The following is a 22,858-nucleotide window of genomic DNA, read 5'->3' on the forward strand; positions in this document are numbered from 1 at the left end:
GTCGTGGTGGTGCCGGTGGTGGGGGCGCCGGTGGTGGGGGTGGTGATGCCGGTTCCGGTGCCGCCGAGGCCACCGATGCCGTTGCCGCCGATGAGGACGGGGGCCGCGACGTCGATGCCGCCGTCGGTGCCGGCCGCGGGAGCGGCCGGGGTGGTGGGGGTGGTGCAGGTGGCGGTGGCGTCACCCAGGACGCCGATGCCGTTGCCGCAGGCGGTGATCGGTGCGGTGACGGTGATGCCGTCACCGGTGCCACTGCCGGTGGTGGTCCCTGCGGTCGGGGTGGTGGTGCCGGTGGAGGTGGCGTCCCCGCCGATGCCGACGGCGTTGCCGACGATGCTGACCGGGGCGGTCACGTCGATGCCGGAGCCGGTCGAGCCGGTCGAGCCGGTCGAGCCGGTCGAGCCGGTGGAGCCGGCCGGGGCCGGGGCGGTGGTGCCCCCGGTGGAGGTCGCATCACCCAGGACGCCGACGGCGTTCCCGCCGACGGTGACCGGGGCGGTGATGTCGATGCCGCCATTGGTGCCAGCTGCCGGGGCGGTCGGTGCCGAAGGGGTCGTCGAGCCGGTGGTGGCGGCCTCACCGAGGACGCCGATCGCGTTGCCTCCGACGGTGATCGGGGCGGTCACGTCCAGGCCAGAGCCGGTAGATGCGTTCGGGGCCGGTGCGGTGGTCGACCCGGTCGACGTGGCGTCACCGAGCACGCCGATGGCGTTGCCGCCGATGGTGACCGGCACGGTGACGTCCAGCCCTGATCCGGAGTCGGCGCCGGAGTCGGCGGGGACGGGGGTGGCGGTCGGGGGTCCGGTGTAGCCGGTCTCGTCGGCGATCTGCGCGCCACCGGTCACGTCCGGCGCCGGCGCCGGCGCCGGGGCGGGTGCGGGGGTGGTGCTGCCGCCGATGGCGGCGGTGTTGTCCCCGACGGTGATCGGGACCGAGACGCTGGCGGGGCCCAGGTCCAGGGTGAGGTCGGCGTCCAGGGCGGGCAGCTCCAGGCCACTGGTCGCGGTGGCGTCGGTGAGGACGCCCAGGGTGTTGTCGGTGACCGTGACCGGGACGGTCACGTCGATGTTGTCGTCGGCTGAGGCGATCCCGCTGCCGACGGCCAGGAGGCCGCCGGTGAGCAGGGCCGTCTGGAGGCCGCGCTTGACCCACAGGTTCATCACGAGAGTTCCTTCTCCAGGAGTGGTGCTCGACTGAGGTGGACCAGCACCCGCACGAGAGGCGAGGGGCTGGGGACTGCCGGGCTCAGCGCGCAGAGGCTGAGCGGGCGGCGGTGTCAGTCGGGGGAGAAAGAGGGGTCGAACGCGGTGTTGCCCGCAGCGTCGCGGGCGGTGTCGGCGACGGCGGACAGGCCCGCGCCGAGGGCGGCCAGGGTGGCGTCCGACAGGTCGGCCGCCGTCTGGTCAGAGGAGGGAGAACCGCCGGCGGCCGAGCCGTGCAGCGGGGAGACCGGGGCGGCGGGGGCCGGAGCCGACGGCGCGGGGACCGCACCAGCAGGCAGGGTTCCGGCAGCGGCAGCGGCAGCGGCAGCCGCAGCGGGGACGGCGATGGCGGACCCGAGAGCAGCATCGGCCGGCGACGCGCCGGGGGCGGGGGAGGACAGGGCGACGGGGCCCGCGGTGCGAGCCGTCACGAGCTCGATGGTGGACCCGTCAGCAGGGGCGGCCGGGGGAGCGAGGACCACGGCCAACGACCCGATGACGGGGGCCAGCGACCCGAGAACGGGGGCCAGCGGCCCCACGACCGGCCCGACCACCGGCGCCAGCGCACCCGTCACCGGCGACAACGCGCTGGTCACCGGCGAGAGCGCCGACAGGACCGGCGCGAGGGCGTCGGTCACCGGGGAGACGAGGTCGACCACCGGGACGAGGACCGGGGCGGTGACGGGGGCGAGGGAACCGGCCACCGGTGTCACCACCGGCGCCGCGGCCTGCACGACCGGCGTCACCACCGGTGCCGCGGCCTGCACGACCGGCGCCACCACTGCGGCGACCGGCGCCACCACGGGCGCAGCCACCTCGGCGACCGGCGCCACGACCCGCGCCACCGGAAGTGCCACCTGCGTCACCGGTGCCGCGACCTCCGCGACCACGGGGGCGGCCACCGGAGCCACCGGGGCAGCCACCTGGGCCACCACCGGCGCCACCGGCGCCACCGGCGCCGTCACCGTCGTCACCAGGTCAGCGACGGGTGCCGTCACCCCGGCCAGCGCGGAACCCAGCGAGGGGGCCTCATCGGCCTGCGCGGTCGCCTGACCGGCCAACCACACCCCCACACCCAGCCCAGCCACGGTCAGGGCCCGACCGGCGACCCGGGACAGACGCACACCACGACGAGAAGACACAGCGCACACCTCCACCCAGGGTCACGGACGACGACACCCAGTACAACGGAACCAAGGGGTTCCAGGCACGGGGGCGGACGTCCTCCGATGGGGTGGACCGGTGGAACCGGCCGGTCACGTTCCGTAGGCCCCCCGGTGGATCAGCTCCTCGGCTTGGCCATCTGCTTGTGCAGCGCGGCCTTCACGGTGTCCGGCACGACGGCGTTGACGGCCCCCATCACGCGCGTCGGGATCGACGCGGAGAAGACCTTCTTGCGGCCGGCCATGAGCGCCTCGTAGCCGTGCCGGGCGACGTCGGCCGGGTCGTCCTTGGGTCCCTGGCCCATGCCGGTGCCCAGCAGCCCACCGCGGCGGAAGAAGTCGGTGTCCACCGGTCCGGGCATCAGTGCGGTCAGCGTGACCCCGGAGTCCGACAGCTCCGACTGCAGCGCCTCCGTCCAGGACTGCACGAACGACTTGGACGCGTTGTAGACCGCCTGGTACGAGCCGGGCATCGTCGCAGCGATCGAGGACAGCACCAGCACCCGGCCCTGCCCCCGCTCGACCATCGCCGGCAACAGCAACCTGGCCAGGTGCACGGTCGACCGGACGTCGAGGTCGACCACCGAGAGCACGTCCGCGAGATCCTGCTCGACGAACGCGCCGCCGGCCCCGATCCCCGCGTCCAGCACGAGCGCGTCCGGGGGGCGGTCCCCGACCGCGGCCGCCAGCCGTTCGACCTCCGCACCGCGGCGGAGGTCGCCCACCACCTCGGTCACCTGGGCGCCGAGCGCCGTCAGTCGGTGCGCGGCGGTGGACAGCCCGGAGGCGTCATCGGCGGCGATGAGCAGGTCGTGGCCGTGCCGGGCGAACTGGTCGGCGAGTTCGAGGCCGATGCCGGAGGAGGCGCCGGTCACCAGGGCGAGGGTCTTCGTGGGAGTCGTCATCCCCGGCGCCTACCCGTCGTCCCCGACGTCACGACCGCCGTCGGCAGGTTGGCCCGCCGGGGTCAGCCCTCGATGCGCAGGTCGACGAGCCCGGCTCACCACCTGGATGCGCTCGATGCGCGCCGCCGTGGTGGGCAGGTCCTCGTCGGTCGTCCCGCCGTGCCAGGTGGCGGAGAGGTGACCACTCAGCCGGGCGATGCCCAGCGGGGGCGGTGGCCCGGACCCGACCCAGGTCGCGCAGAGGTCGCGCCCGTCCAGGTGGCGGGCTGACCCGGACAGCGCCGTCACCGTCCACACCGTGTCGACGGCGTCCCCGGCGCCCTCGTCCGGGTCGGTCGACAGCAGCAAGCTCCACCCGACCCGGTCGCCGATGCCCAGCGGCCCCCCGCAACAGGACAGCTCGACGTCGTGCACGTCGACCTGCACCCGGTGGACCGTCACCGCAGGTAGGAGGCGCCGTTCACGTCCAGCACCGCTCCGCTGCACCACAGCGCGTCCGGGCCGGTCAGGAACGCGATCGCGGCGGCGATCTCCGGGGGCTCGCCCACGCGGCCGAACGGGCTCTGCGCGCGGATGCCCTCACCGACGGGGCCGGCCAGCAGCGTGGTGGCCATGTCGGTGGCCACGAACCCGGGGGCGACGGCACTGACCCCGATGCCGTGCCCACCCAGCGCGAGCGCGAGGGACTGGGTGAGGGAGTGCACTGCCGCCTTGGACGCCCCGTAGGCCATCGCCTGTGGCTCCCCGCGGAACGCCCCGCGCGAGCCGACCGTGACGATCCGTCCTCCCTCGGGACCCTCGGGCCGGTCGAGCAGGTGCCGGACCACCTGCCAGCTGACGTTCGCCGTCCCGAGGACGTTGACCGACAGCACCCGCTGCCAGGACGCCTGCCACTGGTCGTAGTCGGAGTCCTCGACGACCAGGTGGTCGTGCGCCGCGGCGTTGTTCACCAGCACGTCGACCCCGCCCAGCCCCTCGACGGCCGCGGCCACGAGGTCGGCGACGGCGGCCGGGTCGGCCAGGTCGCCGGACACCAGCACGTGCCCGTCGCCGGGCAGCCCGGCAAGCACCTCGCGGGCGGCGTCGGCGTTGCTGCCGTAGTGCACGGCGACCCGGTCGCCTCGAGCGGCGAGGGCGTGCGCGACGGCGGCGCCGATGCCGCGGGAGGAACCGGTGACGAGGGAACGGGTCCGGGGAACGGTCACCCGGGCACCGTATCCAGCCGGTGGCCTCGCGCGTCCGCCACCGGGGGTGTCGGGGCGCCACTAGGGTCTGGCCTCGTCCACCGTCCCCTCTCCCGTCCGGAGTGGCATGCCGCGCCGTCCCCTCGTCATCGCGGTCCTCACCTACCGCCGTCCCGAGAAGCTCGGCCACGGTCTCCGGCTCGTCGTCGAGCAGGCGGGTGCGCTGTCGGCCGGCGACCGGGGCGTGGACGCGGTCGTGGTCGTCGTGGACAACGACCCCCTCGCCAGCGCCCGGGAGACCGTGGGCACCTGGGCCGACGACGGCGTGCGCTACGTGTGCGAACCGACGCCGGGCATCGCGGCCGCGCGCAACCGCGCCCTCGACGAGGCGGCCGCGGCCGACCTGCTCGTCTTCATCGACGACGACGAGTGGCCCGAACCCGGGTGGCTGGACAGCCTCGTGGCGACCTGGGAGACGACCGGTGCCGCCGCCGTCATGGGGCGCGTCCTGTCCCGCTTCGAGCACGCCGTCCCGCCCTTCGTCGAGGCCGGGCAGTTCTTCCGCCGTCGCCGCATGCCCACCGGCACCCCGATCCCCGTCGCAGCCGCCGGCAACCTGCTGCTGGACGTGCGCCAGGTCCGGGCCAGCGGCGTCCGGTTCGACGAGTCCCTCGGGCTCGGGGGAGGGGAGGACACCCTCTTCTCCCGGCAGCTGGACCGCGCGGGCCTGGCCATGGTGTGGTGCGACGAGTCGGTCGCCGTGGACTTCGTGCCGCCGGACCGGCTCACCCAGCAGTGGGTCCTCATGCGCGCGTGGAGCCACGGGCTCAACACCAGCCGCTTCGACCTCCTGCTGGCCGACGGCCCACGTGCACGTGCCGTCGCGGCCGTCCGGGGCGTCGTCCGGGGCGCGGTGCGGGTCGGCGGGGGGACCGCGCGGTGGGCCTGGGGTCGGGTCTCGGGCTCCATGACGCACCGGGCCCGCGGTCTCCGCGCCGTCCACCGCGGGCGCGGGATGGTCGCCGGTGCCCTGGGCCGGACCTTCGAGGAGTACGCCCGGGGTGGGGCGGCGTGAGGCGCAACCCGCTGCACCGCGTCCTGCGCTCGATGGGCCCGGCGGGTGCGCCGGTGGGGTCGGTCGTCCGGGTGCGCACCGACGAGGCGTCCGTCGTCCTCACCTTCGACGACGGTCCGCGCCCCGGCAGCACCGAGGCCGTCCTCGAGGCGCTGGCCGCAGCGCAGGCCACGGCGACCTTCTTCGTGCTCGCCGGGCGGGTGCGCCGCGCCCCCGAGCTGGTCGCGCGGATCGTCGCCGAGGGCCACGAGATCGGGCTGCACGGCCAGGACCACCGGCCCTTCCCCGACTTCGGCCGGGCCGACCTGCTGCAGCGCACCCGGGACAGCGTGCACGTCCTCGAGGACGCGTCGGGCCGCCCGGTCCGCTGGGTGCGCCCGCCCTACGGGAGACAGACCGTCGGCACCTGGCTGGCCCTTCGCTCCGTCGGGCTCACCCCGGTGCTGTGGAGCGCCACCCTGTGGGACTCCCGGGACATCCCGGACTCCGATCGGCTGGCCAGGGCGACCCGGGGAGTGGGTGCCGGGGACGTCCTGCTCGCCCACGACTCCTTCGCCGACCACACCGACGGCGCCGACGACGGTCCCGAGCCCCGGGTGGACCGCGGCGCCCTGGTCACCGGGCTGCTGGAGGCCTACCGGTCGGCGGGTCTGGCCGGGGTCTCGCTGGAGCACGCCCTCCGCCGTGGGGAGCCGGTGCGCCGGGCCTGGTTCTCCAGCTGAACAGCCGCCCGCCGACCCCCTGACCGACGACGACGGGCGGCCCTCCCGGTGGGGAGGACCGCCCGTCGCGGGTCGGGTGCGGCCGTCAGCTGCGGGCGCCGCCCACGGGGGCACCGTCGGCGACGTCGAGCGCGCCCTGGACGTCGTCGGCGTCAGCGGCCTCGAGGCCGCCGGTCTGGGACACCTCGAAGTCCGGGCCGAGCTTCTCCAGCGCGAGCCGGCCGTAGACCTGCTGCTGGGTGGCCACCCGCTGCGCGCGGCCCTTGCCCAGGAAGGACACGATCCAGCTGAAGGTGGTCACCACGCGGCTCTTGAAGCCCACGATGTAGACCAGGTGGACCAGCAGCCACATCGCCCAGGCCAGGAAGCCGGTGACGTTGAACTTCCCGAGGTCGGCGACCGCGTGGTACCGGCTGATGGTGGCCATCGAGCCCTTGTCGAAGTACTGGAACTTCTCCTTGGCCTTCTTGCCCGAGACCGTGGCGGCGATCCGGTCGGCGGCGAAGCGCCCACCCTGGATGGCGACCTGGGCGACGCCGGGCAGCTTGTCCAGGCTCATCATGTCCCCGACCACGAAGACCTCGGGGTGACCCGGGATGGTCAGGTCGGGCTGGACCTCGACCCGGCCGGCCCGGTCGATCGTGACGTCGGACTGCTGGGCCAGCAGCGCACCCAGCGGCGAGGCCTGCACGCCGGCGGCCCAGATCTTGGTGGCCGCCACGATCCGGCGGGTGGCGCCCGAGGTGGTGTCCTTGACGTCCAGGCCGTTGGCGTCCAGGCCGGTGACCATCGCGCCCAGCTGGACCTCGACGCCGATCTCGTTGAGCTGCCGGTGCGCGTTCTTCTGCAGCTTCTCCTTGAACGGCGGCAGCACGACCGGTGCGGCGTCGAGCAGGATGACCCGGGCGGTCTTCGGGTCGATGTTGCGGAAGTTCTTCTTCAGCGTGCGGCGGGCGAGCTCGGCGATCTGGCCGGCCATCTCCACCCCGGTCGGGCCGGCGCCGACGACGACGAAGGTCAGCAGCCGGTCGATCTCGGCCGGGTCGGTGGCGACCTCGGCCATCTCGAAGGCGCCCAGGATGCGGCCGCGCAGCTCGAGGGCGTCGTCGACGCTCTTCATGCCGGGGGCGTACTGGGAGAACTGGCTGTTGCCGAAGTAGGACTGCCCGGCACCGGCGGCCACGATGAGGTGGTCGTAGGGGTGCTCGGTCTCCCGGCCCAGGAGCCAGGAGGTGATCGTCCTGGCCGACAGGTCGATGTCGACGACCTCGCCGAGGACGACCTTGGCGTTGGCCTGGTTCTTCAGGATGTCCCGGGTGGGCGGGGCGATCTCGCCCTCGGACAGGATCCCGGTGGCCACCTGGTAGAGCAGCGGCTGGAAGAGGTGGTGGCCGGTCTTGGCCACGAGGGTGACGTCGACGTCGGCCTTGCGGAGCCGCTGGGCGGCGAAGAGCCCGCCGAATCCGGAACCGATGATGACGACCCGCGGTCGGTGGCCGGTGGTCTGGTTCGTGGGCACAGCAGCTCCGGATGTCGTCATGATGTCTCCATCGTCCCACGCCGCGCGTGGCGGCACGGGACGTGTGCGACCTGCGCGTCCACCGTGCGTGCGACGTTGCGCACAGCCTGCCCCGCCGCGGTGTGTCGTGCCACCGTCCGCTCTGGTTCCGCCGGTCGTCTAGATTCTCCCCCAGTGACTTCGGGCCACCTCGAGACAGCGGGGCGGGTTCGTGCGTGTGGAGGACTGCATGACCGGCGGGGAGCCCGTCGTCGACGGGTCGGTGGACTTCGGGGACATCCTGGACTCCGCCAGCGACAGCGCGGACTTCCTGCAGCAGCTGCTGCAGAGGGCCGTGGAGACCACGCCCGGGGCCGAGGCCTGCGGGTTGAGCCTGGAGAGAGCCGGCCGGGGCGAGACGATCGCCTACAGCGGTGAACTGGCACGTGTCGGTGACGAGCGGCAGTACGAGCTCGACGCCGGCCCGTGCCTGGAGTCCCTCCGCACGGGGGACATGGTGAGCGTCGCGGACATGGCGACCGAGACCCGGTGGGTGCCCTACCCGGAGCGGGCGGTGCAGGCCGGCATCCGGTCGACGCTCTCGCTGCCGCTGCAGATCGGCAGCACCGCCCGCGGGGCGCTGAACCTGTACGCGACCCGGCCGCGGGCGTTCACCGAGGCCGACGCCTCGGCCGCCCAGGCCTGGGCAGCGCAGGCCACCGGCGCGTTGTCGGTGGCGCTGCGGATGAGCGACCACGACGCCGAGGTCGACCACCTGCAGAAGGCGCTGGTCAGCCGGCAGGTGATCGGGCAGGCCGTGGGCATGCTGATGGAGCGCGCCCGGTGCAGCTCGGACACCGCCCTGATGGCGCTCAAGCGGCAGAGCCAGGAGAGCAACGAGAAGCTGCGTGACCTGGCCCAGCGGCTGGTCGACGCCCACGAGCGTTCGGTGGCCTCCACCGAGCGACGCCGGGGGACCTGGACCATCGGCCCCGGGTGCTGCGGTGCTGTGGTGGGTGCTGCGGCGCTACTTCGCGCGGCGGTCCAGCACGGCCTGGGTCAGCAGGCCCAGGCCGATGCCGAACATCCAGACGTCCTTGGAGACCGGCAGCCCGTCCTGGGTGGGGGCGACCGACTTGCCCGGCTTGGTCATCCCCGGGGTGCGCAGGTAGAGCCCGAGCAGGCCGCCGGAGAAGGCGGTCAGCGCGGCGCCGGCGACGGCGGTGGGCACGAACGGGGTGAGCAGTGCGGCGCCGATGGCGATCTCCGCCGTCGACAGGGCCTTGGCGAAGGTGGCCGGGGCGACCTTGGACAGGAACGGGTAGGTGCCCGTCGCGAAGCCGTGCAGGCCGGCCGCGGTGCCCTCGTCGGCGTTCCGCTTCCCGAGGCCGGAGTTGAGGATGAACGCCCCGGTCGCGATGCGGGGGGCGATCTCGGCGGGGGTGATGGGCAGGCGCATGGGACCTCGTTCAGCAGTGGTGGATCGTCGGGTCCGAGTCTCCCGCACCCCGCAGCACACCGCCCCACGGACCGGAGCGGTCCGCGGGGCGGTGTGGGTGGTGCGGTGCGTGCGTCAGCGGCTCGCGCGACGCGAGCGCCCGGCGGGCTGCTGCCCGGCGCGGGCGGCGAGCTCGGCGCGGGTCCGGGCCGGACCCGAGGAGCGGCCCTGGCCGCCGCCGGAACCCGAGCCGCCGGAGCGCCCGCCGGAGCGGGCACCGGTCGCGCCGCCACCGGCCGGGCTGCGACGTCGGCCGCCGTTGCCGCCACCGCCGCCGCCCTGGGGCTGCTCGACGACGGGCGCCGGCTCCACGTAGGGCGCAGCCGGGCCGGTCAGCGCGACGATCTCGCGGGCGCCGGGCTTGACCGCGGTAACCTCGGGGGTGATCCCGGCCTGGCGGGCCAGCAGCCGGACCTCGCCGGCCTGGTCGGGCGTGGCGATGGTGACGACGGTGCCGCCGGCGCCGGCCCGGGCGGTGCGCCCGGAGCGGTGCAGGTAGGCCTTGTGCTCGGCCGGCGGGTCGACGTGCACGACGATGGCGACGTCGTCCACGTGGATGCCGCGGGCGGCGATGTCGGTCGCGCACAGCACCCGGGTCGAGCCGTTGGTGAAGGCCTCGAGGTTGCGCTCGCGGGCGTTCTGGCTCAGGTTGCCGTGCAGGTCGACGGCGGGCACACCGCCGGCGGTGAGCTGCTTGGCCAGCTTCTTGGCCTGGTGCTTGGTCCGGGTGAAGAGCACCACCCGGTCCAGCCCGGAGGCCAGCTCCTTGACGACCTGGTTCTTGTCCAGGGTGTCGACCCGGAACACGTGGTGGGTCATGGTGGAGACCGGGGCGACGGCGGGGTCGACCGAGTGCGTCTTCGGGTGGTCCAGGTACCGCTTGACCAGGACGTCGACGCCGTTGTCCAGGGTGGCCGAGAACAGCAGCCGCTGACCGACCTTCGGGGTGCGGTCCATCAGGCGCTTGACGCCGGGCAGGAAGCCCAGGTCGGCCATGTGGTCGGCCTCGTCGAGGATGGTGACCTCGATGGCGGACAGGTCGCAGTGCCCCTGCTTGATGAGGTCCTCGAGCCGGCCGGGGCAGGCGATGAGCACGTCGATGCCGCCCATGAGGGCCTGCACCTGGGGGTTCTGGCCGACGCCGCCGAAGACGGTGGTGGTCTTCATGCCCAGGGCGCGGGCCAGCGGGTCGACGACGGCCGAGACCTGGTTGGCCAGCTCGCGGGTCGGCACCAGGATCAGCGCGCGCGGCTTGCGGGGCTGGCGCTTGGCGGTGGAGCCGGCGAGCCGGGCCACCAGCGGGATGGAGAAGGCCAGCGTCTTGCCCGAGCCGGTGCGCCCGCGCCCCAGCACGTCCTTGCCGGCCAGCGTGTCGGGCAGCGTGGCGACCTGGATCGGGAACGGCGAGGCGATCCCGCTGGCGGTCAGCACCTCGACCAGCGGGGCGGGGACGCCAAGGGCGGCGAACGTGGTGTCGGTGGGCAGCACGGTGGCGTCGGCGCCGGCGGGCACCGTCTCCACGCGCGGCTGGACGACCGGCTGCTGGGCGCGCGGGTTGGCCACCGGCGCCTCGGCCGGCGGCGTGGTCGCGGCCTGCGTGCCGGCGCCCTGCTCGGCGGGGGCCGAGCCGGCGGCGTTCCCGCGACCCCGGCCGCCGCGACGGCGACGGCCGGTGCCCGGCTCGCCCTGCACCTCGGGCCGGTGCGGCTCGTGGGTGGTCACCAGCGGCTGCGGCCGGGGGGCCGAGGGCGCGCGGAAGGCGGGGGTGGTGCGGCCGTCGGCGGTGCCGGCGGGGCGGGTGGCGCGGCGGCGGGGGCGCTCGCCTGCGGGCTGTTCTGCGTTCACGTCGGGGGTCCTCACCGTGTGGTGGCCACCGTCCGTCGCCAGGGCGGGGCCCGCGGTGGTCACACCTGGGGCCGCACCGTCCGGTCGGACGTCGGGTCGCCGGCGCGCCTCGGTGGCGCAGCCTGTCGCGCCGACGTCGAGTCCACCTGCTCTCGGATGAGCGGGGGGCAACGCCGGTGATCACCACTCTGCCACGCCCGGGACGCCGGACGGCCCGGTGCGGGGCGAGTCGGTGGTCACACCCGAACCGCCCGAGTCGTCCGCACCGCCGTCGCGGCGTAGAACGGCGGGGTGAGTGCAGCGTGAGCGCGTCCCCCCAGCAGCAGGACCGGCAGGACCCGCCCTACGAACCGGACCCCCGGCGGTGGAAGGCGCTCTCGGTCACCCTGGTCGTCGGGTTCATGACCCTGCTCGACGTCAGCATCGTCTCCGTCGCGCTGCCCTCCATGCAGGACGCCCTCGGGACGACGGCCTCGGGCGTGCAGTGGGTGGTGTCGGGTTACGCGCTGACCTTCGGGTTGGTGCTCGTGCCGGCCGGGCGGCTGGGCGACGCGTTCGGACGACGCCGGATCTTCCTGGTCGCCCTGGTGGTCTTCGTGCTCTCCAGTGCCGCCGCCGGTGCCGCGCCCAGCGTGCTGATGCTGGTGGTGGCGCGGCTGGTGCAGGGCGTGGCCGCCGGCTTCCTGGCCCCGCAGAACTCGGCGTTCATCCAGCAGCTGTTCCGCGGGCCCGAGCGCGGCAAGGCGTTCGGGCTCTTCGGTGCCACCGTCGGTGTCTCCACGGCGATCGGCCCGGTCGTCGGCGGGCTGCTGATCGGGCTGTTCGGGGAGGACCTGGGCTGGCGGGCGATCTTCTTCGTCAACGTGCCCATCGGCGTCGTCGCGTTCGTGCTGGCCACCCGGCTGCTGCCCAAGGCGGAGCCCACGGGCACCAACACCGACATCGACGTCGTCGGGGTGCTGCTGCTCGGTGTCGGCGCGACGTTCGTGCTGCTGCCGCTGGTGCAGGCCGAGTCCGGCGGCATCGCCCGGCTCTGGTGGCTCTTCCTGCTGGGAGCGGTCGCGCTGGCCGCGTTCGCCGTCTGGGAGCGGCGGGTGGTCGCCCGTGGCCGGGAGCCGGTCTTCGACGTCCGGCTGCTGACCGAGACCCGCGGCTACGCCTCCGGGGTCGCCGTCGGCACCGTGTACTTCATCGGGTTCAGCGGGATCTGGCTGGTGTTCGCGCTGTTCTTCCAGACCGGTCTGGGCTGGACGCCCCTGCAGTCCGGGCTGGCGGTGGTGCCCTTCGCGATCGGCGCGGCCGGGTCCGCGGCACTGGCCGGGCGGCTGGTCAGCCGGTTCGGCCGGCTGCTGACCGTCATCGGGCTCAGCGTCGTCTCCACCGGACTGGCCGCCACCGCGGTGGTCGTCTGGCTGGTGCCCACCGAGATCCTGGGCTGGGTCGTGGTGCCCACCCTCTTCCTGGCCGGGCTGGGCGGCGGCTTCGTGATCAGCCCGAACATCACGCTCACCCTGCGCGACGTGCCGGTGCGGATGGCCGGGGCGGCCGGTGGTGGGCTGCAGACCATGCAGCGCTTCGGCGCCGCGCTGGGCTCGGCGGTGCTGCCCGGGCTGTTCTACGTGGTGCTGTCCGGCTCGGGGGAGTACCCGGTCGCGGCCGGCGTCGCCCTGGGGACGGCGGTGCTCGGGGCGCTGGCCGCCCTGGTCATCGCGGTGCTGGACTGGCGCCGGGACCGGCCCTCCCTGCAGCAGCAGGAGCAGCAGGAGCAGGCCGACCGGCGGGAGGACGAGCACGCGCACGGCCACCACGTCCACTGACCCAGTCCACCGACCACGTCCACGGACGAGGTGCACCGACCCTCACCTGCCCGTGGCGACGCTCCCGCGGAACGTGCGCCGGTAGGCCAGCGGGGCGACGCCGATCGCGGCGTGCAGGTGCTGGCGCAGCGAGGTGGCGGTGCCGAAGCCGGCCTGCTCGGCGACCCGGTCCACGCTGGCGTCGGTGGTCTCCAGCAGGTGCCGGGCCAGGTCGACCCGCTGCTGGGTCAGCCACCGCGACGGGCTCAGCCCGGTCTCCTCGCGGAAGCGGCGGGTGAAGGTCCGCACGCTCATCGCCGCGTGCCCGGCGAGCTGGTCCAGGGTGAGGGGCTGGTCCAGCCGCCGGGTGGCCCATGCCCGGGTGGCCGCCGTCCCTGGGCCGGTGGGCTCGGGGACCGGCCGGTCGACGAACTGGGACTGCCCGCCGTCCCGCCAGGGGGAGACCACCCGCCGCCTCGCCACCCGGGTGGCCACGGCGCTGCCGTGGTCCCGGCGGACGACGTGCAGCAGCAGGTCGATGCCGGCGGCGTTGCCGGCGCTGGTGAGGACGTCGCCGTCGTCGACGTAGAGCACGTCGGGGTCCAGCCGGACCCGCGGGTACAGCGCGGCGAAGCGCTCGGCGTGCATCCAGTGCGTGGTCGCCGGGCGCCCGTCGAGGCGGCCCGCGGCGGCCAGCACGAAGGCCCCGGTGCAGATCGACACGAGCCGGGCGGGCCCGTGCAGGGCGGCGGTCAGCTCCTCCGGCAGCCCCTCGCCGCGCATCGCCGGCCCGCCGGCCACCCCGGGGACGACGACGGTGTCCGCGCCGCCCAGCAGCGAGAGGTCGCCGTCGGGGAGCACCCGGTACCCCGCGCTCGTGGTGGCCGGGCCGCCGTCGACCGTGGCGGTGACGACGTCGTAGAGCGCGGCCTCGTGCTCGTCGCGGGCGCCGGCCAGGAAGGCGTGCGGGAGGCCCAGCTCGAAGGCCACGGTGTTCTCCAGGGCCAGCACGACGACCCGGTGGACGGACATGGCCGGATCCTTGCACGTGTTGGCTGTCCGGCCACTGGTCGTGCGGCGTCCCCGGCCGTCATGCTCTCCGCCGTGACCACGCAGGAGACCGCCCCGCAGCAGCGTGCCCGCCGGGTCCACCCCGCCTGGTGGGTGGCCGCGGTGACCTTCCTGGCCCTGGTGGGCGCCGCCGCGTTCCGGGCCGTGCCCGGCGTGCTGATCGAGCCGCTGCAGGCCGAGTTCGGCTGGTCGACCTCGACCATCTCGGCCGCCGTCGGGCTGAACATGGCCCTCTACGGGCTCACCGCGCCCTTCGCCGCCGCGCTGATGGAGCGCTTCGGCATCCGCCGGGTCGTCGTGGCCGCGCTGCTGGTGGTGGCCATCGGGTCGGGGCTGACGGTCTTCATGACCTCTGCGTGGCAGCTGGTCGTGTGCTGGGGACTGCTGGTGGGGCTGGGCACCGGGTCGATGGCGATGTCGCTGGTGGCCACGGTGACCGGACGCTGGTTCGTGCAGCGGCGCGGCCTGGTCTCCGGCGTCCTGACCGCGGGCGGGGCCGCCGGGCAACTGGTCTTCCTGCCGATCGTGGCGCAGGTCAGCCAGGCGTACGGCTGGCGCCCGGCAGCGCTCGGGACGACGGCCGCCGCCCTCGTCGTCACCCCGTTCGTGGCCTGGCTGCTGCGCGACCGGCCCAGCGACGTCGGCGCCGTGCCCTACGGCGGGACCGCCGCCGACGAGCCGCCCCGGGTCACCGGCAACGCCGCGAGGACGGCGCTGGCCGGGCTGGCGCTGGCCGCACGGACCCGGGTGTTCTGGTTGCTGGCCGCGGGCTTCGCCATCTGCGGGGCCACCACCAACGGCCTGGTCCAGCCGCACTTCATCCCCGCCGCGCACGACCACGGCATGCCGGTGACCACGGCGGCGTCCCTGCTGGCGCTGGTCGGGCTCTTCGACATCGCCGGCACCATCGCCTCGGGCTGGCTCACCGACCGGGTGGACCCCCGGTTGCTGCTGGTCGCCTACTACGGCCTGCGCGGGCTGTCGTTGTTCCTGCTGCCGCCGCTGTTCGGGTCGGACCTGCAGGCCTCGATGATCGCGTTCATCGTCTTCTACGGCCTGGACTGGGTGGCCACCGTGCCGCCGACCCTGGCGCTGTGCCGGCAGCACTTCGGGGCCCGGGCCCCCGTCGTCTTCGGGTGGGTGTTCGCCTCCCACCAGGTCGGCGCGGCGATCGCCGCTTACTCCGCGGGCGTGGTCCGCGACGTCACCGGCACCTACGACGCCGCCTGGTACGGCGCCGCGCTGCTCTGCGTCGCCGCCGCGGGCCTGTCCTTCGCCATCGCGAAGAGCCGGACCCCCGCGCCTGCCCCGGCGCCCGACCCCGAGCTGGCCGCCGCGGAGGACGCCGTCACCCGCGGGTGAGGCCTCAGCCCATCGTCCGCCGACCGTCGATCGACTCGCGCAGCACGTCGGCGTGCCCGGCGTGCTGCGCGGTCTCCCCGACCAGGTGCAGGAGCACCCGCCGCACCGAGCGGCCGGCCCCGGGCGGGAACCACGGCGCCTCGGGCAGGGGGTGCTCGGCGTCCAGGTCCAGCGTCGCGGCGAGGGAGTCGGTGTGCTCGGCCACCTCGGCGTACCGGGCCAGCACGTCGGCCAGGGTCTCGCCGTCGGCGAGGTCCCACTGGTCCTCGCGGTCGTCGGTGGTGTCGGCCATCCCCGCCGCGCCGTCGGTCATGAAGCGGGCCCAGCCCGCCTCGGTCCAGGACGTGTGCTTGACGATCCCGGCCAGGCAGAGCGCGCTGGCCGTCGGCCGCAGGCTCGCCTGCTCGTCGGTCAGGCCCTCGACGGTGCGCAGCAGGAACCAGCGGTGGGTCTGCAGCGACTCGACCAGGTCGGCGCGTTCACGGGTGGTCATCGACGGTCCCTCCCCAGCTCGGTGCCGCGACCGTAGGACACCAGCGGTGTGCTCACCAGGGGATCGGGCCGTCGTCGTCGGAGTACGTGCCGGTCGGTCCGCCGTCGGGGAGGGTGGCCAACCGGATGGGCGTGCGCGCACCCTCCTCGGGGGTCCGGGTGCCGCGGAAGCCGTTGAGGTCGGTGGCCACGAAGCCGGGGCAGCCCGCGTTGACCAGGACGCCGGTGCCGGCCAGCTCCTTGGCGTACTGCACGGTGATCGCGTTCAGGTAGGTCTTGGACGGGGAGTAGGCCGCCGACAGCGGGCCGGTCGTGCCGTCGTCGGCGCTCTGCCGGGTCAGCGACCCGACCCCGCTGGACACGTTCACGATCCGTGGGGACGGCGAGCGGCGTAGCAGCGACAGCACCGCGTTGGTCAGCCGGACGACACCCCAGACGTTGACCTCCACGGCGGCCCGGACGGCGTCCATGTCGACCTCGCTGGGGGTCTGCACCCCGCCGCCGGTGACGCCGGCGTTGTTCACCAGCACGTCCAGCCCGCCCCGCTCGGTCAGCAGCGCGGCCGCGGCCGCGACGCTCGCGTCGTCGGTGACGTCCAGCGGGACGCCGAACGCGTCCACCCCGGCCTCCCGCAGCCGTGCCACCGCGGCCTCGCGGCGCTCGTCGTCCCGGGCACCGATGCCGACGGCCCAGCCCAGCCGGCCCAGCCCCGCGGCGATCTCGTAGCCGATGCCCTTGTTCGCGCCGGTGACCAGCGCGGTCGTCTGTGTGCTCACGGGCTCCAGCGTCGTCCCGTCCCGGCCGGGGGGCCAGGACCGGTCCGGTGCCCACCGATGCCCTGTGGGTATCGGTACCGTCGAGGACGTGGAGACCCGGGAGCTGCGGTACTTCGTCGCGGTCGCGGAGGAGCTGCACTTCGGCCGTGCCGCCCAGCGGCTCGGGATGGCGCAGCCGCCGCTGTCCCGGGCGATCGCCCAGCTGGAGCGCAGGCTGGGCGGCGCGCTGCTGGAGCGCACCAGCCGGGTGGTCGCGCTGACCCCGGCGGGCGCGGTGTTGCTGAGGGAGGGCCGAGCCGCCCTGGCCGCCGTCGAGGCCGCCGAGCGTCGCACCCGGCGGGCCGCCCCCGGCCGGGCCGAGGTCGTGCTCGCGGTCAAGGCCGGGGCGTCGGCCGAGCTGCTGGCCGAGCTGCTGGACGCGCACGCCGCCGAACCCGACGCCGTCCCGGTCGAGGTGCTGCTGGTCGGCGTCGGCGAGCAGGGCGCGGTGCTGCGTGACGGTCGGGCCGACGTCGCCCTGCTGCACCGCCCCTACGACGACCTGACCGGCCTCGACGTGGAGGAGCTGGGCACCGAGGGGCAGGTCGCCGTCCTGCCGGCCGGGCACGCGCTGGCCGGGCGCACCGACGTGGTCCTGGCCGACCTCGCGGACCTGCCCGGGCTGCCCGCCCCGCGCTGGTCCGGGCCGGCCGGGCGCCCCGACGGGTCCGGCCCCGAGGTCCGCGACCACGCCCAGCTGCTGCAACTGGTCGCGCTGGGCCGCACCTTCGCGGTGTTCCCGGAGTCGGTGCGCTCGCAGCTGGGGGAGGGCCTGACCACCGTGCCCGTGCTCGACGCCGAGCCGGTGACGACGGTGGTCGCCTGGCCCCCGCACAGCCGGTCGCTCGCCGTCGCCGGGCTGGTGCGCACCGCCCTGCGGCTCTGACCCGTCGGCCGCCCCCTCGGCGGCATGGGAAGCTCTACACCCCCGCGGGGGGCGATGAGGGGGTGTAGAGCTTCCTCTGCCCCGGGCAGGGGGCGCAGGGTGCGGCGACCCTCAGCGGGTCGTGGCCGCGCTCCGGGCGCCCAGGGACGCCGCCACCAGGTCCGCGCCGCGTTCGGCGACCATGATCGTCGGGGCGTTGGTGTTGCCGCGGACCAGCGTCGGCATCACCGAGGCGTCGACGACGCGGAGCCCGGCGACGCCGCGCACCCGCAGCTCGGGGTCCACGACGGCGTCCTCGTCGGTGCCCATCCGGGCCGAGCCGACCGGGTGGTACAGCGACTCGAGGGTCTCCCGCACCCTCTGCCGCAGCGCGGCGCGGGTGGAGACGGTGCCGCCCGGTGACCACTCGTCGGCCAGCACCCGCGCCAGGGGTCCGACGGCGGCGATCTCCCGGGCCTTCTCCACCCCGGTGACGAGCGCCTCGAGGTCGCTGTCCTCGGTGAGGTAGCCCGCGTCGATGGCCGGTGCCCAGGTCGGGTCGGCCGAGCGCAGGGTCACCGACCCGCGGGAGGCCACCCGGACCAGCACCGCGCAGGCGGTGAAGGCGTCCACGTCGGGGTCGACGAGGGCCTGCTGCCAGTACTTCACGGGCAGGAAGTGGTACTGCAGGTCGGGCTCGGCGAGGCCGTCCTGGGAGCGGGTGAACAGCCCGGCCTCGGCCAGGTTGGAGGTCAGCGGGCCGCGGCGGGCGGCGAACCACTGCGCGTACCCGGCGGGGGACTCGCCGCGGAACAGCGACTTCCCGCTCCGGACGTGCCAGATGGTCGGCACCAGCGGGTGGTCCTGCAGGCCCTGGCCGACCCCGGGCAGGTCGTGCCGCACCTCGACGCCGACGGCGCGCAGGTGCTCGGCGGGCCCGATGCCCGAGAGCATCAGCAGCTGCGGGGAGTTGATCGCGCCGCCGGAGAGCACCACCTCTTCGGCGTGCACCTGGTGCACGGACCCGCCGGAGCGGTACTCGACGCCGGTGGCTCGCAGGTCACCGTCGGCACCCTCCAGCAGCACCCGGGTGGCCTGGGCGCCGGTGCGGACGGTGAGGTTCGGCCGGCCCAGCGCGGGGCGCAGGTAGGCGTCGGCTGTCGACCAGCGCCGGCCGCGCTTCTGGGTGAGCTGGTAGAGCCCGGCGCCCTCCTGTGCGGCGCCGTTGAAGTCGGTGTTGCGCGGGTACCCGGCGGCCACCGCGGACTCCACGACGGCGCGGCTCCACGGGTGCGGGCTGCGCGGGTCCTCCACGCGCAGCGGTCCGCCGACGCCGTGGAAGGCGTCGGCGCCGCGGGCGTTGTCCTCCATCCGGCGGAAGACCGGCAGCACCTCGTCGTAGGACCAGCGGGGGTCCCCGGTCAGCTGCGCCCACTCGTCGTAGTCCGCCGCGGCACCGCGGACGTAGATCATCGCGTTGATCGAGCTGGACCCGCCCAGCAGCTTGCCGCGCGGCCAGAACACCGACCGGCCGGCCGCAGCGGGCTGCGGCTCGGTGCTGTAGTTCCAGTCCCGCCGGGTGCGGAAGGTCTTGTAGAGCGCGGCCGGCACCTGCACCTCGAGGACGTCGTCGGACCCGCCGGCCTCCAGCAGCAGCACCTGCAGCGACGGGTCCTCGCTCAGCCGCCCGGCCAGCGCGCAGCCGGCCGAGCCGGCACCCACGACGACGACGTCGAACCGGTCGTCGCTCACCGGTGGCGTCCGTGCACCAGGCCCATGACCCGGGCCAGGGCGTCGGCGGCCGACGCGGGCCGGCCGAAGCTCATCAGCGCCACCGGCAACGGGAAGCGCTGTCGGGTGATCGCCTTGGCCCGGGTGAACTCGCGCAGCCCGTCCTCCCCGTGGATCCGGCCGAAGCCGCTCTCGCCGACGCCGCCGAAGGGCAGCGCGGGCACCGAGGCGAACGTGATCACCGAGTTGACCGACGTCATGCCGCTGCGCATCCGCCGGGCCAGGTCCATCCCGCGCTCCGCGGAGCCGCTGAACACCGAGCCGCCCAGGCCCAGCGAGGTGCCGTTGGCCAGCCGCAGCGCCTCCTCGGCGTCGGCGACCCGGGTGATCGTGATCGTCGGGCCGAAGGTCTCCTCCTGCACCGCGGACGAGGACTCCGGCACGTCCAGCAGCACGGTGGGGGAGACGTAGCCGCCGTCGACGGTGCCGCCGACGACCGCCCGCCCACCGGTGGCCGCGGCGTCGTCCAGGTGGCGCTGCACGACGTCGGTCTGCGCGGGCATCGTCATCGGGCCGTAGGAGGCGCCGTCGTCGGCGCCGGGGCGCAGGCCCTGCACCTGGGTCGTCACGGCGGCGACGAAGGAGTCGTAGACCGCCGACGTCGCGTAGACCCGCTCGATGCCGATGCAGGTCTGCCCGGCGTTGCTCATCGCGCCCCACACGGCCGCGTCGGCCGCAGCGGTCACGTCGGCGTCGTCGTCGACGATCATGGCGTCCTTGCCGCCGCACTCCATGAGCACCGGGGTGAGCGTCTCGGCGCAGGTGGCCATCACCTTCCGGCCGGTCGCCGCGGACCCGGTGAAGGCGATCTTGCCGACCCGGGCGCGGCACAGCGCGGTGCCGGTGGCGCCGAGTCCGGTGACCACCTGGAAGGCGTCCGCGGCATCCGGGACGGCGGCCGACCAGGCCTGCGCGAGCCACGCGCCGATGGCGGGGGTGAACTCGCTGGGCTTGAAGACCACGGCGTTGCCGGCGGCCAGCGCGTAGGCGATCGAGCCCATCGGGGTGAAGACCGGGTAGTTCCACGGCCCGATGACCCCGACGACGCCCAGCGGCTGGTACTCCAGCGTCGCCTGGTGGTTGGCCGCGAGCAGGCCGGGGGCGACCGACCGGGGACCCAGGGTCTTCCTCGCGTGCGCCGCGGCCCAGGCCAGGTGGTCGACGGCGAGGGTGATCTCCAGGATCGCGTCGGCGTGCGGCTTGCCGTTCTCCCGGTGCACCAGGTCGGCGAGCTCGTGCATCCGGCGCGCGAGGTAGCCGCGGTAGGCGGCCAGCCGCTGCTTGCGCCCGGCGAAGCCGAGGGCGGCCCACCGATCGGCAGCCACCCGGGCCCGTGCGACGACGGCGTCGACGTCCTCGGCGGTGTGCACCGGGAACTGCCCGACGCGGGCGCCGGTGGCGGGGGAGGTGGACTCGAAGGTGTCGGTGGCGGCGCTGCCGACCGGCGACTCGACCAGGGTCATGCCGCGGGAGACTACGCCGGTTGTTACCGGTCGGTAACCCGGCTCGCGGCTCGCGGCCCCCTCGCCGCACGGAAGGCCTCCAGGTGCCGGGCCCCCGCCTCGGCCCAGTCCCTCCTGCCCAGGTCGGGCGTGCCGGTGCGGGGTCGGGCGCGCACGTCCGCGAGGGCGGCTGCCAGGGCCCGGGTGTCCAGCTCGCCGGCGAAGCGGAGGACCCACTGCTGGCCCACCTCGTCGGCGAGGGCCCGGTTGAACTCGGTGTCGGGGACCAGGACCGGCCGGTCCAGCGACAGCGCTGCGAGGACGCTGCCCGAGTTGTGCATCTCGTGGTAGGGCAGGACCACCAGCTCGGCCTCGCCCACCTCGCGGACCAGGTCGGCGTCGTCCACGTAGCCCAGGTCCAGGCTGACGCGGGGGTCCCCGGCGGCCAGCGCCACGAGAGTGGCGGCGAGCTCGTCGGTGGACGGGCTCCCGGCGACGTGCAGGGTGGGGACCGGTGCGCCGTCCGGGGGCAGCGCGGTGAACGCCCGGACCAGGCCCTCGACGTTCTTGTACCGGCGCACCCGGCCGATGAACGCCACCCGCCCGGGCGCCGGCTCGGGCCGGGGGTGCTGGGCGAACCAGTCCCGGTAGTGGCCGTGCTCGACCAGCACGCTGCCGGGCCCCGCCGGGGTGAAGGGGTTCAGGACGATCCGGGCCCTCGTCAGCCGCTCCGTCCAGGCGAGCAGCAGGAGCTCGGTGCGGGACAGCCCGGACGGCAGGTCCACGTTGTGCACGGTGCGCACGACGGGGGTGCCGGTGACCGACAGCCGCAGCAGGACCAGGGCGAAGAGCAGGCGCCGCCCGGCGGTCGACACCACGCCCCGGCGCTCGATCAGGGCCTCGGTCCAGTGCGTGTGGAGGACGTCGTACCCACCGCGCAGCGCGGTGCCCCAGCTCCAGCACCGCACCTGCGTACCCGGCGTCGCCCGCAGCGAGGCCAGCAGCTGGGTGATGTAGGGGTTGGTGGAGCTCTTCGGCTCGGCGAAGGACTCCAGCACCCGGACCAGGTCCGGCTCCCGGCGTGCGGTCGCCCGGGCCACGCCCGGCCGCTGCGGCACGGGGCGGCCGGCGGCCAGCGCGTAGGCGGCCAGCACGCCGCGGCCGTACCCGCGCCACGGCCGGCTGCTCTGCAGGAACTGCCGGCGGCCACCGGTGAGCAGCGTGCCCCACGCCGTCCTCGGCACCTGCCGGGTCCACCGCCTGCGGTCCGCGGCTGGCAGCCACTTGCGCGCGTAGAGCAGCCGGTTGCGGATGTTGTACCGGTAGTAGGCCTCGGACTTGGCGCGGTCTCCGCGGCCCCCGGGCTGGGTGCCGCCCTCGGCGTGCCCGGCGACGACCGAGGTGTCGACCCGGACGCGGCCGCCTGCCTCCTGCACCCGGCGGCACAGGTCGACGTCCTCCCAGTAGAGGAAGTAGTCGTCGTCGAAGCCGCCGGTCGCCGTCCAGAGGTCCGTGCTCATCACCATGACCGCACCGGAGACCCACTCGAGCACCGCGGCACCGGGCTGCCGGTGCCGACTGGAGCCGACGGTGCCGTCGTGCAGGCGCAGGTCCATCGTGCCCGACATCCACGGTGCCCCGCCGGCGTCCAGGATCCGCGGGGCGACGAGCAGGGACCGGTCGTCCTCGGCCTGGTCGACCAGGCGGTCCAGGGCCTCCGGCTCGATCCAGGCGTCGGGGTTGAGCAGCACCAGGGACGTCGCCCCCTCGGCCACCGCCCGCGCCGCGCCGGTGTTGCACCCGGTCCCGAAGCCGGTGTTGGTGCTCGGGGTCTCGACGAGCCAGCCGTGCCGCCCGGCCAGCTCGAGGACGGCGTCCCGTTCGGCCTGGTCGGTCCAGCTGTCGACGACGACGACCAGCGGCACGTCCCGGGCGCTGAGGGTCAGGTTGCGGGCCAGCAGTGCGCTGCTGCCGTAGTTGACGACGACCAGGGCCGGTCTCCGGGTGGTTCCTGGGACGGCGTGCGGCACGGGTGCCACGGGACCTCCTGGCGGTGTCGGGACGACCGCAGCGGGGCCGGCGGGGCGCGGCTCCCGCGTCGGTCGAGGCGGCGGCGGACCGTGCCGCCGCGC

18 protein-coding genes and 2 pseudogenes are annotated in these 22,858 nt (G+C 75.0%); 6 read left to right on the forward strand and 14 right to left on the reverse strand.

Annotated features, from left to right (window positions below; translation table 11 throughout):
- The 5 genes and pseudogenes from AC0IVP_RS00005 to AC0IVP_RS00025 all read right to left on the reverse strand — a co-directional run.
- Positions 1-1,160, reverse strand: a pseudogene (locus AC0IVP_RS00005) (hypothetical protein); the annotation flags it as partial.
- A 116-nt stretch (positions 1,161-1,276) separates the two neighbouring features.
- Positions 1,277-2,344 (reverse strand): hypothetical protein, encoded by a 1,068-nt coding sequence (locus tag AC0IVP_RS00010; RefSeq protein WP_471753643.1) that lies wholly within the window; start codon positions 2,342-2,344, stop codon positions 1,277-1,279.
- Positions 2,345-2,484: 140 nt separating this feature from the next.
- Positions 2,485-3,270 (reverse strand): SDR family NAD(P)-dependent oxidoreductase, encoded by a 786-nt coding sequence (locus AC0IVP_RS00015; protein WP_471753645.1) that lies wholly within the window; start codon positions 3,268-3,270, stop codon positions 2,485-2,487.
- 9 nt (positions 3,271-3,279) lie between these two features.
- Positions 3,280-3,711, reverse strand: a complete 432-nt coding sequence (locus AC0IVP_RS00020) for a DUF6578 domain-containing protein (RefSeq protein ID WP_471753647.1) — start codon at positions 3,709-3,711, stop codon at positions 3,280-3,282.
- On the reverse strand, positions 3,708-4,475 hold the full coding sequence (locus AC0IVP_RS00025) for an SDR family NAD(P)-dependent oxidoreductase (RefSeq protein ID WP_471753649.1): 768 nt from the start codon (positions 4,473-4,475) through the stop codon (positions 3,708-3,710). The genes AC0IVP_RS00020 and AC0IVP_RS00025 overlap by 4 nt, the downstream gene beginning before the upstream one ends.
- A 106-nt stretch (positions 4,476-4,581) precedes the next feature.
- Here AC0IVP_RS00025 and AC0IVP_RS00030 point away from each other — a divergent pair, with 106 nt between their 5' ends.
- Both AC0IVP_RS00030 and AC0IVP_RS00035 read left to right on the forward strand, forming a co-directional pair.
- Positions 4,582-5,529 (forward strand): glycosyltransferase family 2 protein, encoded by a 948-nt coding sequence (locus AC0IVP_RS00030; RefSeq protein WP_471753651.1) that lies wholly within the window; start codon positions 4,582-4,584, stop codon positions 5,527-5,529.
- Entirely contained in the window at positions 5,526-6,251 is a 726-nt protein-coding gene (locus tag AC0IVP_RS00035; protein ID WP_471753653.1) for a polysaccharide deacetylase family protein, read from the forward strand. The genes AC0IVP_RS00030 and AC0IVP_RS00035 overlap by 4 nt, the downstream gene beginning before the upstream one ends.
- A gap of 85 nt (positions 6,252-6,336) precedes the next feature.
- On the opposite strand, the gene AC0IVP_RS00040 is transcribed toward AC0IVP_RS00035, so the two are convergent.
- The gene (locus tag AC0IVP_RS00040) at positions 6,337-7,791 is read right to left on the reverse strand and encodes an NAD(P)/FAD-dependent oxidoreductase (protein ID WP_471753655.1); all 1,455 of its coding nucleotides are present in this window, start codon (positions 7,789-7,791) and stop codon (positions 6,337-6,339) included.
- A 208-nt stretch (positions 7,792-7,999) separates the two neighbouring features.
- Here AC0IVP_RS00040 and AC0IVP_RS00045 point away from each other — a divergent pair.
- Positions 8,000-8,620 (forward strand): annotated as a pseudogene (locus tag AC0IVP_RS00045) (GAF and ANTAR domain-containing protein); the annotation flags it as partial.
- A gap of 156 nt (positions 8,621-8,776) precedes the next feature.
- Here the strand turns inward: AC0IVP_RS00045 and AC0IVP_RS00050 are convergent.
- Both AC0IVP_RS00050 and AC0IVP_RS00055 read right to left on the reverse strand, forming a co-directional pair.
- The gene (locus tag AC0IVP_RS00050; protein ID WP_471753657.1) at positions 8,777-9,208 is read right to left on the reverse strand and encodes a hypothetical protein; all 432 of its coding nucleotides are present in this window, start codon (positions 9,206-9,208) and stop codon (positions 8,777-8,779) included.
- 114 nt (positions 9,209-9,322) lie between these two features.
- Positions 9,323-11,092 carry a DEAD/DEAH box helicase gene (locus AC0IVP_RS00055; protein WP_471753659.1) on the reverse strand — a complete coding sequence of 590 codons (1,770 nt, stop codon included), beginning with the start codon at positions 11,090-11,092 and terminating at the stop codon, positions 9,323-9,325.
- Positions 11,093-11,394: 302 nt separating this feature from the next.
- Here AC0IVP_RS00055 and AC0IVP_RS00060 point away from each other — a divergent pair, with 302 nt between their 5' ends.
- Entirely contained in the window at positions 11,395-12,909 is a 1,515-nt protein-coding gene (locus tag AC0IVP_RS00060; protein ID WP_471753661.1) for an MFS transporter, read from the forward strand.
- A gap of 42 nt (positions 12,910-12,951) precedes the next feature.
- Here the strand turns inward: AC0IVP_RS00060 and AC0IVP_RS00065 are convergent, their stop codons facing one another.
- Positions 12,952-13,920 (reverse strand): GlxA family transcriptional regulator, encoded by a 969-nt coding sequence (locus AC0IVP_RS00065; RefSeq protein WP_471753663.1) that lies wholly within the window; start codon positions 13,918-13,920, stop codon positions 12,952-12,954.
- A 72-nt stretch (positions 13,921-13,992) separates the two neighbouring features.
- Between AC0IVP_RS00065 and AC0IVP_RS00070 the strand changes: the two genes are divergently transcribed.
- Positions 13,993-15,321, forward strand: coding sequence for an MFS transporter (locus AC0IVP_RS00070; RefSeq protein WP_471753665.1), 1,329 nt, complete (start codon positions 13,993-13,995; stop codon positions 15,319-15,321).
- Between the two features lie 4 nt (positions 15,322-15,325).
- Here the strand turns inward: AC0IVP_RS00070 and AC0IVP_RS00075 are convergent, their stop codons facing one another.
- Together AC0IVP_RS00075 and AC0IVP_RS00080 are read right to left on the reverse strand one after the other, a co-directional pair.
- Positions 15,326-15,814, reverse strand: a complete 489-nt coding sequence (locus AC0IVP_RS00075) for a DinB family protein (RefSeq protein WP_471753667.1) — start codon at positions 15,812-15,814, stop codon at positions 15,326-15,328.
- Positions 15,815-15,866: 52 nt separating this feature from the next.
- Positions 15,867-16,589 (reverse strand): SDR family oxidoreductase, encoded by a 723-nt coding sequence (locus AC0IVP_RS00080; protein WP_471753669.1) that lies wholly within the window; start codon positions 16,587-16,589, stop codon positions 15,867-15,869.
- A gap of 88 nt (positions 16,590-16,677) precedes the next feature.
- On the opposite strand from AC0IVP_RS00080, the gene AC0IVP_RS00085 reads away from it, so the two are divergent.
- Positions 16,678-17,514: a LysR family transcriptional regulator gene (locus AC0IVP_RS00085; RefSeq protein ID WP_056292251.1), complete on the forward strand. Its 837-nt coding sequence runs from the start codon at positions 16,678-16,680 to the stop codon at positions 17,512-17,514.
- Positions 17,515-17,625: 111 nt separating this feature from the next.
- Here AC0IVP_RS00085 and AC0IVP_RS00090 read toward each other — a convergent pair whose 3' ends face one another.
- The 3 genes from AC0IVP_RS00090 to AC0IVP_RS00100 are packed head-to-tail and all read right to left on the reverse strand — an operon-like array spanning position 17,626 to position 22,765.
- Complete coding sequence (locus AC0IVP_RS00090; RefSeq protein WP_471753671.1) at positions 17,626-19,245, reverse strand: GMC family oxidoreductase; 1,620 nt, start codon at positions 19,243-19,245, stop codon at positions 17,626-17,628.
- Positions 19,242-20,747, reverse strand: coding sequence for an aldehyde dehydrogenase family protein (locus tag AC0IVP_RS00095; RefSeq protein WP_471753673.1), 1,506 nt, complete (start codon positions 20,745-20,747; stop codon positions 19,242-19,244). Before AC0IVP_RS00095 ends, AC0IVP_RS00090 begins: the two co-directional genes overlap by 4 nt.
- A 23-nt stretch (positions 20,748-20,770) precedes the next feature.
- Positions 20,771-22,765, reverse strand: coding sequence for a glycosyltransferase (locus AC0IVP_RS00100; RefSeq protein WP_471753675.1), 1,995 nt, complete (start codon positions 22,763-22,765; stop codon positions 20,771-20,773).
- Positions 22,766-22,858 lie beyond the last annotated feature (93 nt).

Source organism: Klenkia sp. AC732, from assembly GCF_979256525.1.

What these genes read in the sequence shown, in the direction of transcription:
- AC0IVP_RS00065 (WP_471753663.1), bottom strand. Translation starts at nt 13,920, where the DNA reads ATGTCCGTCCACCGGGTCGTCGTGCTGGCCCTGGAGAACACCGTGGCC.
- AC0IVP_RS00040 (WP_471753655.1), bottom strand. Translation starts at nt 7,791, where the DNA reads ATGACGACATCCGGAGCTGCTGTGCCCACGAACCAGACCACCGGCCAC.
- AC0IVP_RS00050 (WP_471753657.1), bottom strand. Translation starts at nt 9,208, where the DNA reads ATGCGCCTGCCCATCACCCCCGCCGAGATCGCCCCCCGCATCGCGACC.
- AC0IVP_RS00015 (WP_471753645.1), bottom strand. Translation starts at nt 3,270, where the DNA reads ATGACGACTCCCACGAAGACCCTCGCCCTGGTGACCGGCGCCTCCTCC.
- AC0IVP_RS00095 (WP_471753673.1), bottom strand. Translation starts at nt 20,747, where the DNA reads ATGACCCTGGTCGAGTCGCCGGTCGGCAGCGCCGCCACCGACACCTTC.
- AC0IVP_RS00075 (WP_471753667.1), bottom strand. Translation starts at nt 15,814, where the DNA reads ATGACCACCCGTGAACGCGCCGACCTGGTCGAGTCGCTGCAGACCCAC.
- AC0IVP_RS00030 (WP_471753651.1), top strand. Translation starts at nt 4,582, where the DNA reads ATGCCGCGCCGTCCCCTCGTCATCGCGGTCCTCACCTACCGCCGTCCC.